The organism is Streptomyces phaeoluteigriseus (assembly GCF_001896135.2).
GTDB classification, from domain to species: Bacteria; Actinomycetota; Actinomycetes; order Streptomycetales; family Streptomycetaceae; genus Streptomyces; species Streptomyces phaeoluteigriseus.
The window spans coordinates 213,987-226,154 of record NZ_MPOH02000017.1; the positions used below are offsets into that span (position 1 = coordinate 213,987).

A 12,168-nucleotide genomic window follows, 5' to 3' on the forward strand; every position below is an offset into this window, starting at 1 on the left:
AGGTCAGCGCAGCTGCGCCGGGGCCTCCATGGCGATCTGCTCGAACACCTTCTGGTCCGCGGCGAAGTCGGAGTCCGGGATGGGCCAGTGGATGACGATCTCCGTGAAACCCAGCTCCTGGTGACGGCCCGCGAAGTCAACGAAGGCGTCGAGGGACCCCAGCGGCCGGCCGCGGTCCGGTGTGAACCCGGTGAGCAGGATCTTGTCCAGGGTGCGCACATCGCGTCCGAGCGCCACACAGGCGTCCGTGAGCTTCTCGATCTGGCCGCGGATGGCCTCGACCGACTGCTCGGGGGTGCCCTTCTCGAACAGCTTGGGGTCGCCGGTGGTCACCCAGGCCTGGCCGTGACGCGCGGCGAGCTTCAGGCCGCGCGGGCCGGTCGCGGCGACGGCGAAGGGCAGCCGGGGGCGCTGGACGCAGCCGGGGATGTTGCGCGCCTCGTGCGCCGAGTAGAAGTCGCCCTCGTAGGACACCGAGTCCTCGGTGAGCAGCCGGTCCAGGAGGGGTACGAACTCGGCGAAGCGGTCGGCCCGCTCGCGCGGCGTCCACGGGTCCTGGCCCAGGGCGGTGGCGTCGAAGCCGGTGCCGCCCGCGCCGATCCCGAGGGTGATCCGGCCGCCGGAGATGTCGTCCAGGGAGATCAGCTCCTTGGCGAGGTTCACCGGGTGCCGGAAGTTCGGCGAGGTCACGAGGGTGCCCAGGCGCAGCCGCTCGGTGGCGGTCGCGGCGGCGGTGAGCGTCGGGATCGCGCCGAACCAGGGGCCGTCGCGGAAGGTGCGCCAGGACAGATGGTCGTAGGTGTATCCGGTGTGGAAGCCGAGCTGCTCGGCGCGTGTCCAGGCCGAACGGCCGCCCTCGTGCCAGCGGAGGTACGGGAGGATCACGGTGCTCAGTCGCAGACTCATGTCGTCGAGAGTATGCGGACGACCGTGTTTCACGTGAAACCGTCGCTGTACGCGCCGGGTCGGTCGCGGCCTGCGCAGTGACGGCGGTCACGGCAGCGGTCACAGCGGTGGTCCCGACGGAGAAGGATCAGTGCTGCGCGGGAAAACGCAGGTACCGCGGCGGCACCGCCTTCGTCAGCCACACCCCGTTCGCGCTCACGTGGAAGACGTGGCCGTCGCGGTGCATGGCACCCGCGTCCACGGACAGCACCACCGGCCGTCCTCTGCGGGCGCCGACCCGGGTCGCGGTCTCCCGATCGGCGGAGAGGTGCACGTCGTGCCGGTTCATCGGCCGCAGCCCTTCGTCCCGGATCGCGTCCAGATGCGGGGCCACGGTCCCGTGGTAGAGGTACGGCGGCGGTGTCGCCTGGGGAAAGCCGAGTTCCACGTCGATGCTGTGACCCTGGCTGGCACGGATACGTGTGCCCTCGACCGCGAAGCGCTTCTTGTCGTTCGCGGCGACGACGTGGTCCAGCTCTTCCCGGGTGAAGTGGAATCCGTGGGCCGCGGCTGCCGCGATGAGCGTCTCGATCTCGACCCAGCCGGCTTCGTCGAGCGTGAGGCCGATGCGCTCGGGCTGGTGGCGCAGGTGCTTGGAGAGGTACTTCGACACCTTCACGGTGCGTCTTTCGTCCATCCGGTCAGCATGACGGCGAGACGAGGATCACGCATCGAGTTTTGTGCCCGATGTTTGATCCACAACCAACTGTAGTTATCCACAGGCAAATTGGAGATCCTGTGGACAACGACCTGTCAGCCAACGGCGTTTCGGCAAGCGCGGCGCACCGTGCAGGACTTGAAGCACAGTGGTCGAAGAGGGCTGTCAGGACGTCCACTTCGACGCCCGCACCGCCACTGGTCCTCAAACCCCCTACAGCGGCGGTTCCACACGCGCGAGACGCCTCAACATCCCCGGTGCGAAACGGGACAGGGCGTGCGAGATCCGCGCCTCGGGTGTGACCGGGACCACCGCCTCGTTGCGGGCCACGGCGCGCAGGATGGCGCTCGCGACCTTCTCCGGCGGGTAGTTGCGCAGCCCGTACATGCGTGCGGAGCGCTTCTGCCGACGCTTCTCCTCCTCCGCGTCGACACCGACGAACGTGGCGGTGGAGGTGATGTTCGTGTTGACCAATCCGGGACAGACCGCCGTGACTCCGATGTCCCGGCCGGCCAGTTCGGCGCGCAGACACTCGCTCAGCATCAGCACGGCCGCCTTGGACGCGCTGTAGGCGGGCAGCGATCTGGAGGGCTGGAAGGCGGCGGCGGAGGCGGTGTTGACGATGTGGCCGCCCTGGCCACGGTCCGCCATCTGCCTGCCGAAGAGACGGCAACCATGGATGACGCCCCACAGGTTGACGTCCAGGACCTTGCGCCAGTCCTCCGGCGTGGTGTCCAGGAACGAACCCGACAGCCCGATGCCCGCGTTGTTCACCAACACGTCCACCACGCCGTGTTCGGCAAGGACCTTCGCCGCGAGCTTCTCCATCGCCTGCTCGTCGGAGACGTCCACCGTCTCCGCCCAGGCATCCGCGGCACCGACGACACGGGCCAGCTCGGCGGTCCGGGAGGCGCTTTCGGTGTCCCGGTCGATGGCGATCACCCGCGCGCCCGCCTCGGCGAACGCGAACGCCGTCGCCCGTCCGATGCCGCTGCCCGCCCCGGTGACCAGCACCAACTGCCCGCCGAACCGGTCGGCGTAGGGACCGGCCGCCCTCGGACTCGCCGCCGCGTGGGGCGCCTCCCTGTCGCTCCCCCTCCCGCTCTCCCCTTCGGCTTCCACGGAGTTCACGAACTCCGTGATCCAGGAAGCCAGCTGATCGGGCCGAGTGCGCGGGACCCAGTGCTTCGCCTGGATCGTCCGACGCGTCAGACGCGGAGTCCACAACTCCAGGTCGTCGTAGAGCTGCTCCGACAGGAACACGTCCCCCAGGGGCGTGATGAGCTGCACGGGCGCGTGCGCGCGGGCGTCCGGGCGCGGACGGCGCAGCCGGGCCCGGACGTTGTCGCGGTAGAGCCAGGCACCGTGGGTTGCGTCGGAGGGCAGCGAGGAGGTGGGGTAATCACCGCCGGGCACCTTCTCCAGCCGCCGCAGGATGCCGGGCCAGCGCTTGCCGAGGGGCCCGCGCCAGGCGAGTTCGGGAAGCAGGGGGGTGTGGAGCAGGTACACGTACCAGGACTTCGCCCCCTGGCCGAGGAGTTGGCCGATACGCCGCGGAGTGGGCCGGGTGAGGCGCTTGTTGATCCAGTGACCGAAGTGGTCGAGGGACGGGCCGGACATCGACGTGAAGGACGCGATCCTGCCCTCACTGCGCTTGACCGTGACGAACTCCCACGACTGCACCGAGCCCCAGTCGTGCCCGACCAGATGCACCGGCCGGCCGGGGCTGACCGCGTCCACGACCGCCAGAAAGTCGTCCGTCAGCTTCTCCAGGGTGAAACCGCCCCGCAGCGGCCGCGGAGCGCTCGAACGGCCATGGCCCCGGACGTCGTACAGGACGACGTGGAAGTGGTCGGCCAGCCGGGACGCGACCTCGGACCACACCTCCTTGCTGTCGGGATAGCCGTGCACCAGGACGACCGTCGGCCTCCCGGGGTCCCCCAGTTCGGCCACGCACAGCTCGATCCCGCCGGTCCGCACCCGGCGCTCGCGCGCATTCTCCAGCATCGTCACTTCTCCTCCGCCTTCCCCTGCGCCCAGCGCCGCACATGCGGTAGATCGTCGTCCAGCCAGAAGGCGCTCTCCTCGGGATCCCGGGAGTCGGTGACTACCAGGATCTCCTCGAACTTCGCGCCCGTACCCCGGAACCCGAGATGAGGTTCGACCGCCCACAGGCCCGGCCGCGGCGGATGGTCGGAGAAACGGTACGGCGACCACAGCGGCGACCAGCCCTCACGGTGACCGTGCAGCGCGTCCGACGCCAGTCCTTTCAGGGCCTGGGCGCCGAAGCCGAACAGCCGGGGCGACCAACGGCGTTCCCGGACCCTGTCCACTTTGTGCGCGATCACGCCGAAGGGGTACGCGCGATGCCGGTTGGCGTAACCCTGGAGGACCATGAGGCGGTCGACGTCCCGGTAGATCTCGCGCAGCGGCCGCCGCTCGCGCACCTCGCCCAGGATCAGCTCCCGGTGGACCTCCAGGTCGTTTATCAGCTTCTCCTGAAGCGGATGGCCACCGAGCGCGCCCGAGTAGCCGATGTCCGCCGTGAAGCCCTCGAAGACCGGGGCCATGTCCAGGATGAACGGCATCCCGGGCTCCAGCCGGCGGTCGGTCGGGAAGAACTGGAGCGGCACCCGGAAGCCCACGAACGCCGTGCGGTCCCCGAACCAGGCGAACGGCAGATGGAACCAGTCCCGCACGCCCCGCGCGCGCAGCCACTCGCGCTGCATGCGCGCGGCCTCGCGCTCCGTGACCCCTGGCTCCAGCCGGGCCGCCACCTCCTGCGCGCACTCGTACGCCAGACGCTGCACCCGCTGGAATCCCCGCAGGTCGGAGGAGAGTTCGCGTGTCTCTGCCGTCGTCATGCCACCTCGTCCCACCGGTCCGCACCGATTGCGCTACGTGTCCGTAACTTGACCCCGCCGAATCTGGCACTTGTTAGAGAGAGCGTCAATAGGGCGGACGGCATGCCCGATTCCCGCGTTCCCTAGCTCTCAGGATGGGGAACCCTTACGGGCCCGTACATCTCGAGTCTGAGACGAGGACAGCTCTGCGGTCTGACGACCTGGCGTGGTCCGCGTCACTATCGTCGAGGACGTGACTGTGATCGCGACCGAAAGCCTGAGCAAGCGGTTCCCCCGGGTGACCGCTCTTGACCGGCTCTCCGTGGATGTCGGACCCGGTGTGACCGGACTCGTCGGCGCCAACGGAGCCGGCAAGTCCACACTGATCAAGATCCTGCTGGGTCTGTCCCCCGCCACCGAGGGCCGCGCCGAAGTGCTCGGACTCGATGTCGCCACCAAGGGCGCCGCCATCCGGGAGCGCGTCGGCTACATGCCGGAGCACGACTGCCTGCCGCCCGACGTCTCGGCCACCGAGTTCGTCGTGCACATGGCCCGCATGTCCGGCCTGCCACCGACCGCCGCGCGCGAGCGCACCGCCGACACCCTGCGCCACGTCGGGCTGTACGAGGAGCGCTACCGCCCCATCGGCGGCTACTCCACGGGCATGAAACAGCGCGTGAAGCTCGCCCAGGCCCTGGTCCACGACCCGCAACTGGTCCTCCTCGACGAGCCGACCAACGGCCTCGACCCCGTCGGGCGTGACGAGATGCTCGGCCTGATCCGTCGCATCCACACCGACTTCGGGATCTCGGTCCTCGTCACCTCCCACCTGCTGGGCGAACTCGAACGCACCTGCGATCACGTCGTGGTCGTCGACGGCGGCAAGCTCCTGCGCTCCAGCGCCACCACCGACTTCACCCAGACCACCACGACCCTCGCCATCGAGGTCACCGACACCGACGAGCACCCGGACGGCACCCGCGCGGCCCGCGAGGCACTCCGCGCGCGCGGGGTCGAGGTTCTCGACGCCGCAAGCGGCCTGCCCGGCGCCGGCCACGTCCTGCTGCTGACCGCACAGGGCGAGGACACCTACGACGTCGTACGGGACGTGGTCGCCGACCTGGGCCTCGGCCTGGTGCGCATGGAACAGCGCCGGCACCACATCTCCGAGGTCTTCCACGACAGTGACGAGCAGCGGAAGGAGGCCGTCGGCCATGGCAGTTGAGCACCCGGTGACCACCCCCTCGGGCGACCAGACCCGCATCCACAACATCGGCTACCGCAGTTACGACGGCCCGCGCCTGGGCCGCGCCTACGCCCGCCGGTCCCTCTACTCGCAGTCCCTGCGCGGCGCCTACGGCCTCGGCCGCTCGGTGAAGTCCAAGGTGCTGCCCATGCTCCTGTTCGTGGTGATGTGCGTGCCGGCGGCCATCATGGTCGCCGTCGCCGTCGCCACGAAGGCCAAGGAACTCCCGCTGGACTACACCCGCTACGCGATCGTCATGCAGGCCGTCATCAGCCTCTACGTCGCCTCGCAGGCACCCCAGTCCGTCTCGCGCGACCTGCGCTTCAAGACCGTGCCGCTGTACTTCTCCCGGCCGATCGAGACCGCGGACTACGTCCGAGCCAAGTTCGCGGCGCTCGCCTCCGCCCTGTTCATCCTCACCGCCGCACCCCTGCTGGTGCTCTACGTGGGCGCCCTGCTGGCCAAGCTCGACTTCGCCGACCAGACCGAGGGATTCGCCCAGGGACTCGTGTCCGTGGCGCTGCTCTCACTGCTCTTCGCCGGCCTCGGCCTGGTCATCGCCGCGGTCACCCCGCGCCGCGGCTTCGGCATCGCGGCGGTCATCGCCGTACTGACCATCTCCTACGGCGCCGTCTCCACGCTCCAGGCCATCGCCGACGCCCAGGGCAGCACCGGAGCCATCCCCTGGATCGGGCTGTTCTCGCCGGTCACCCTCATCGACGGCGTGCAGTCGGCGTTCCTCGGTGCCAGTTCCGCAGCTCCGGGCGGGATCGGCCCGTCCAACGGGGAGGGCGCCGTCTACGTCCTCGTCTGCCTGGGCCTGATCGCCGCGTGCTACGGCCTCCTGATGCGCCGCTACAAGAAGGTGGGCCTGTGACCACGCTCTCCCTCGACCACGTCTCCCGCTGGTTCGGCAACGTGGTCGCCGTCAACGACATCACCATGACCGTCGGCCCCGGCGTCACGGGCCTGCTGGGCCCCAACGGCGCCGGAAAATCCACCCTCATCAACATGATGGGCGGCTTCCTCGCCCCCTCCACCGGCACCGTCACCCTCGACGGCCAGCAGGTGTGGCGCAACGAGGACATCTACCGGCACATCGGCATCGTCCCCGAGCGCGAGGCGATGTACGACTTCCTCACCGGCCGCGAGTTCGTCGTCGCCAACGCCGAACTGCACGGCCTCGGCGCCAAGGCCGCCCAGAAGGCCCTGGCCACGGTCGAGATGGAGTACGCGCAGGACCGCAAGATCGAGACGTACTCCAAGGGCATGCGCCAGCGCGTGAAGATGGCCAGCGCCCTCGTGCACGACCCGTCGCTGCTGCTGCTGGACGAGCCCTTCAACGGTATGGACCCGCGCCAGCGCATGCAGCTCATGGACCTGCTGCGACGCATGGGCGACGAGGGCCGCACCGTGCTGTTCTCCTCGCACATCCTCGAAGAGGTCGAGCAACTGGCCTGGCACATCGAGGTCGTCGTCGCCGGGCGCCACGCGGCCAGCGGCGACTTCCGCAAGATCCGCCGGCTGATGACCGACCGCCCGCACCGCTACCTCGTGCGCTCCAGCGACGACCGTGCTCTCGCGGCCGCGTTGATCGCCGACCCGTCGACCTCCGGCATCGAGGTCGACCTCGCCGAGGGAGCGCTGCGCATCCAGGCCGTCGACTTCGGCCGCTTCACCTCACTGCTGCCACGGGTCGCCAGGGACCACGGCATCAGACTGCTCACGGTCTCGCCGTCCGACGAGTCCCTCGAGTCCGTGTTCTCGTACCTGGTCGCGGCGTAGGAGGCCGAAGATGTACGACCCCACAGTCGCCCGACTCACGTACCGCGCCCTGCTCGGCCGACGCCGAGCCCTCATCCTCGGCGCGCTGCCGCTGTTGCTGATCGCGATCTCGGTGGTGGTGCGCGGCCTCGCCGGCGCCGACGATCAGACCGCGTCCGACCTGCTCGGCGGGCTCGCGCTCGCCACCATGGTGCCGATCATCGGCGTCATCGCCGGCACGGGCGCGATCGGGCCCGAGATCGACGACGGTTCCGTGGTCTATCTGCTGTCCAAGCCGCTGAAGCGGCCGACGATCATCTTCACCAAGCTCATCGTCGCCATCGCGGTGACGATGGTGTTCTCGGCGCTGCCCACCCTCATCGCCGGGTTCATCCTCAACGGCAACGGGCAGCAGATCGCCGTCGCCTACACGATCGCCGCGCTGGTCTCCTCCATCGCCTACGCGGCGGTGTTCCTGCTGCTCGGCACGGTGTCCCGGCACGCGGTGGTCTTCGGCCTCGTCTACGCCCTCGTCTGGGAGGCCCTGTTCGGTTCGCTGGTGCCGGGTGCGCGCACCCTCAGCGTCCAGCAGTGGTCGCTGGCCGTCGCCGACAAGGTCGCCGGCGGTGACCTCATCAGCTCGGACGTCGGACTGACCACGGCGACCGTCCTGTTGGTCGCGGTGACGGTGCTCGCGACCTGGTACGCGGGACAGAAGCTGCGGGCGCTGACGCTGGCGGGGGAGGAGTAGGCGCCGGGGCTCCCCGCAAGGGCCTTGCCTCGGATCTTGACGGGGGCTTCATCTCTGCCCCGGCAGACTGGACGGACGGAAACGGCCGTGAGGACGGCAGGAGGTCGGGATGGCGGACGAGGTGGCGCAGTTCGGCGGGCCCGAGCACGGCGACGACCGCGGGCGGTCGGAGGGCGGCATACCCGACCGGTTTGCCGACCGGTCTGCCGGCCGGGCCCCGGAGCAGGGCTCGGACGAGGGATGGAGCGAACTCGTTCTCGACGAGGACTTCATACGGGCCGCCGACACCTCCGAGCCGTCCGCCCGCGCGCGGATGCTTGCCGCGCGCTGGCGCGCGGAGGAGCCCGAGCCCCAGCCGTGGCGCTCGGACGAACCGCCCGCGGGGTGGTTCTTCAGCAAGGCGCGGCGGCGTAGGTGGCGCCGCCGGTAGGGCGGTGCCACGTCCTGACGAGGCGGCTTCGGCCGGTCGGCGGACCTCGTGAGTTCCGTCGCTCGTACAGCTGTTTTATTCGGTGGCACTCAACTCGGTCTGTGGGCAGGATGGTTGTTGTCCGCAGCGCCGGGGAGCCGGCGCCACACGCTGGGAGAGGAGCGGGGCGATGTCCATGCACGGCAGTACGTCCAGCTCCCGACAGGGCAGCCGGCGGCGGTCTCCGGAGTAGTTACCCCTCCATGGAGTCCGCCGCACACGGGGAGCTGCCCGGGGCGGCCGCTTCGAGCACGCGATGTCGCTCTCGCGTGAGGCCGCCCACCCGGAGGATTGGCCGAGCGGTAAGGCACCGGCTTGCTAAGCCGTGGTCGGGGGAGACCCCGCGCACGTTCGATTCGTGCATCCTCCGCAGGACGTTGTCACTTTGACTGGGCCGGGGTCTTGGTCCGGGGTATGTCGAGAGGCTCGGGTGGGTTGTTGCGGCCGGGGCCGGGGCCGCAGCCCGGGCCGGGTGTTCGGTCGGGGTGCGGGTGGGGTGTGGCTGGTCGCGCAGTTCCCCGCGCCCCTGATCGCCTACGGCGATCCCGGACGCCTCCGATCGCCTGCGGCGATCGTTGTGCCGCGTGCCGCGTGCCGCGTGCCGCGTGCCGCGTGCCGCGTGCCGCGTGCCGCGTGCCCGCAGTGCCGCGTGCCGCGTGCCGCGTGCGCGTGCCGCGTGCCGCGTGCCGCGTGCCGCGTGCGCGTGCCGCGCTGCCGCGTGCCGCGTAGACCCTTGCCGTAGCCCGTAGCCCGTAGCCCGTAGCCCGTAGCCCGTAGCCCGTAGCCCGTAGCCCGTAGCCTTCCTGCCCCGCAAGCCGGTTGTCCTGTGCCCAGCCGGGCGGTTGAACCAGCCGGGCGGTTGACCAGCCCGGGGCAGACGGTCCGGCCGGCTAGCCCAGCAGTCTCTCCAGGACGACCGCGATGCCGTCCTCCTCGTTGGAGGTGGTCTGTTCGTCGGCTACTGCCTTCAGGTCCGGGTGGGCGTTGGCCATGGCAACGCTTCTGGCGGACCAGGCGAACATGGGGATGTCGTTGGGCATGTCGCCGAAGGCGATCGTGTCGGCCGCCTTCAGGCCCAGGCGGCGGGCCGCGAGGGAGAGGCCGGTGGCCTTGGACAGGCCGAGGGGGAGCAGTTCCACGATCCCCGCTCCGGCCATCGCGACGGTGACGAAGCCGCCCGCGGCCTGGCGGGCGGCCTCGGCCAGGTCGTCGTCCGACAGCTCGGGATGCTGGATGTAGATCTTGTTCAGCGGGGCCGACCAGAGGTCCGAGGCGTCGGTGAGCGGTGTCGAAGGGAGCCTGCCGGTGACCGCGTAACCCGGGCCGACCAGCACCTCCCCCTCCAGTCCGTCCCGGCTCGCCGCCAGGTACAGCGGGCCGACCTCCGCCTCGATCTTGGCCAGTGCGACCCCGGCCAGCTGCCGGTCCAGGGTCACCGAGGTCAGCAGGCGGTGCGTGCCGACGTCGTAGACCTGGGCGCCCTGACCGCAGACCGCGAGACCGTCGTAGCCGAGGTCGTCGAGGATGTGCCGGGTCCACGGGACGCCGCGGCCGGTCACCACGATGTGGGCCGCGCCCGCCGCGGTGGCCGCGGCGAGGGCTTCACGGGTGCGACGGGAGACCGACTCGTCGGAGCGCAGCAGCGTCCCGTCGAGGTCGGTCGCGATCAGCCGGTACGGAAACCCCGGGGCGGCGGCCTCGCTCACTTGGCCACCGGCTCCAGGACTTCCCGGCCGCCGAGGTAGGGCCGCAGCACCTCGGGCACGCGCACGGAGCCGTCGGCCTGCTGGTGGTTCTCCAGGATCGCCACGATGGTGCGCGGGACGGCGCACAGCGTGCCGTTGAGGGTGGCCAGCGGGCGGACCTGCTTGCCCTCGCGGACCCGGATCGACAGTCGGCGGGACTGGTACTCCGTGCAGTCCGAGGTCGACGTCAGCTCGCGGTACTTGCCCTGGGTCGGGATCCAGGCCTCGCAGTCGAACTTGCGGGCGGCCGAGGAGCCGAGGTCGCCGGTGGCTACGTCGATCACGCGGAACGGCAGCTCCAGCGAGGTCAGCCACTGCTTCTCCCACTCCAGCAGGCGCTGGTGCTCGGCCTGCGAGTCCTCGGGAGTGACGTAGGTGAACATCTCCACCTTGTCGAACTGGTGGACGCGGAAGATGCCCTTGGTGTCCTTGCCGTGCGAACCGGCCTCACGGCGGAAGCAGGGCGAGAAGCCCGCGTAGCGCAGCGGCAGGCGGTCGGCGTCGATGATCTCGTCCATGTGGTACGCGGCGAGGGCGACCTCGGAGGTTCCGACGAGGTAGAGGTCGTCCTTCTCGAGGTGGTAGACGTCCTGGGCCGCCTGCCCGAGGAAGCCGGTGCCCGCCATGGACTGGGGCCGGACCAGAGCCGGGGTCAGCATCGGCGTGAAGCCGGCCGCCGTGGCCTGGGCGATCGCCGCGTTCACCAGGGCCAGCTCCAGCAGGGCGCCGATGCCGGTGAGGAAGTAGAAGCGCGAGCCGGAGACCTTCGCGCCGCGCTCGACGTCGATGGCGCCGAGCAGCTGGCCGAGTTCCAGGTGGTCCTTGGGCTCGAAGCCCTCGGCGCCGAAGTCGCGGATGTCACCGTGCGTCTCCAGCGTGACGAAGTCCTCCTCACCGCCGACGGGCACGTCGGGGTGGACGAGGTTGCCGAGCTGGAGCAGCAGCTCCTGCGTCTCGGTGTCGGCGGCGTCGCGCTCGGCGTCGGCCACCTTCACGTCGGCGGCGAGCTGGCTCGCCTTCTTCAGCAGCTCGGCCTTCTCGTCCGCGGAGGCCTTGGGGATGAGCTTGCCGAGCGCCTTCTGCTCGGCGCGCAGCTCGTCGAAGCGGACGCCGGACGACCTGCGCCGCTCGTCGGCAGACAGGAGAGAGTCGACGAGCGCGACGTCCTCTCCACGGGCGCGCTGGGACGCGCGCACACGGTCGGGGTCCTCACGGAGCAGGCGAAGGTCAATCACGTGGTCAAGGCTACCGGTGCGGGGTGACGCCTCACGACTCACTATTGTGAAACGCTCCTTACATACCGTTATGGGGGAATTGCCCTGTGGCGCCAGAAGGCGGTTTTCCGCGTCAATAGAGGCCGTTTCACTCCCTGGACGGGGCGGCGGTGCGGCAGTGTGTTGACTCGATTTCCTTGTGCGGAGCGGTACTTGGGCGCGGGTTGTCCACAGGGATCCACCCTCCGGAAAAGTTATCCACAGGCTGTGCGAAAGATCTGTGGACATCGGAATTGATCATTCCGGGGAGGCTCCTCCCTTGGTCGAATTCCTTGGTCAAACCCCTCCTGCGCCCACTTTCGGGTGGAAATGGGTAGCCCTAAAGGATTGATCGAAGGAAACAGGTGGACGAAGAGTGATCGACCGGGTCGGGGGTCAAGTGGAGGGCTGTAGGGCGATATGTCGACCGGATGGTGCTTCGGTGTCGACTTGTCCCCAGGTCGAGATGCCGCCCTGTGGATAACTCCTGTGGA

General features: G+C 69.7%; 11 protein-coding genes and 1 tRNA gene. 6 read left to right on the forward strand and 6 right to left on the reverse strand.

What is annotated here, in order from left to right; all coding sequences use genetic code 11:
• Window positions 1–3 precede the first annotated feature (3 nt).
• From BM536_RS28395 to BM536_RS28410, 4 genes are all read right to left on the reverse strand, one after another.
• Complete coding sequence (locus BM536_RS28395; RefSeq protein ID WP_073491253.1) at window positions 4–906, reverse strand: LLM class flavin-dependent oxidoreductase; 903 nt, start codon at window positions 904–906, stop codon at window positions 4–6.
• A gap of 127 nt (window positions 907–1,033) precedes the next feature.
• Window positions 1,034–1,582, reverse strand: coding sequence for an RNA 2'-phosphotransferase (locus BM536_RS28400; RefSeq protein ID WP_073491254.1), 549 nt, complete (start codon window positions 1,580–1,582; stop codon window positions 1,034–1,036).
• Window positions 1,583–1,816: 234 nt separating this feature from the next.
• On the reverse strand, window positions 1,817–3,610 hold the full coding sequence (locus tag BM536_RS28405; RefSeq protein ID WP_211362965.1) for an SDR family oxidoreductase: 1,794 nt from the start codon (window positions 3,608–3,610) through the stop codon (window positions 1,817–1,819).
• 2 nt (window positions 3,611–3,612) lie between these two features.
• The gene (locus BM536_RS28410) at window positions 3,613–4,467 is read right to left on the reverse strand and encodes a M24 family metallopeptidase (RefSeq protein ID WP_073491256.1); all 855 of its coding nucleotides are present in this window, start codon (window positions 4,465–4,467) and stop codon (window positions 3,613–3,615) included.
• A gap of 238 nt (window positions 4,468–4,705) precedes the next feature.
• Here BM536_RS28410 and BM536_RS28415 point away from each other — a divergent pair, with 238 nt between their 5' ends.
• From BM536_RS28415 to BM536_RS28440, 6 genes are all read left to right on the forward strand, one after another.
• Entirely contained in the window at window positions 4,706–5,671 is a 966-nt protein-coding gene (locus BM536_RS28415) for an ABC transporter ATP-binding protein (protein ID WP_073491266.1), read from the forward strand.
• On the forward strand, window positions 5,661–6,569 hold the full coding sequence (locus BM536_RS28420; RefSeq protein WP_073491257.1) for an ABC transporter permease subunit: 909 nt from the start codon (window positions 5,661–5,663) through the stop codon (window positions 6,567–6,569). Before BM536_RS28415 ends, BM536_RS28420 begins: the two co-directional genes overlap by 11 nt.
• On the forward strand, window positions 6,566–7,477 hold the full coding sequence (locus tag BM536_RS28425; protein ID WP_073491258.1) for an ABC transporter ATP-binding protein: 912 nt from the start codon (window positions 6,566–6,568) through the stop codon (window positions 7,475–7,477). The genes BM536_RS28420 and BM536_RS28425 overlap by 4 nt, the downstream gene beginning before the upstream one ends.
• A 10-nt stretch (window positions 7,478–7,487) precedes the next feature.
• The gene (locus BM536_RS28430) at window positions 7,488–8,207 is read left to right on the forward strand and encodes an ABC transporter permease (protein ID WP_073491259.1); all 720 of its coding nucleotides are present in this window, start codon (window positions 7,488–7,490) and stop codon (window positions 8,205–8,207) included.
• Window positions 8,208–8,385: 178 nt separating this feature from the next.
• Window positions 8,386–8,637: an SGM_3592 family protein gene (locus tag BM536_RS28435; RefSeq protein WP_073491267.1), complete on the forward strand. Its 252-nt coding sequence runs from the start codon at window positions 8,386–8,388 to the stop codon at window positions 8,635–8,637.
• A 324-nt stretch (window positions 8,638–8,961) separates the two neighbouring features.
• Window positions 8,962–9,046 (forward strand) — tRNA-Ser (locus tag BM536_RS28440).
• 520 nt (window positions 9,047–9,566) lie between these two features.
• On the opposite strand, the gene BM536_RS28445 is transcribed toward BM536_RS28440, so the two are convergent.
• A complete protein-coding gene (locus BM536_RS28445) occupies window positions 9,567–10,382 on the reverse strand; it encodes an HAD family hydrolase (protein WP_073499713.1) in 816 nt (271 codons plus the stop codon).
• Window positions 10,379–11,656, reverse strand: a complete 1,278-nt coding sequence (gene serS, locus BM536_RS28450; RefSeq protein ID WP_073499715.1) for a serine--tRNA ligase — start codon at window positions 11,654–11,656, stop codon at window positions 10,379–10,381. The genes BM536_RS28445 and serS overlap by 4 nt, the downstream gene beginning before the upstream one ends.
• Window positions 11,657–12,168: the final 512 nt, after the last annotated feature.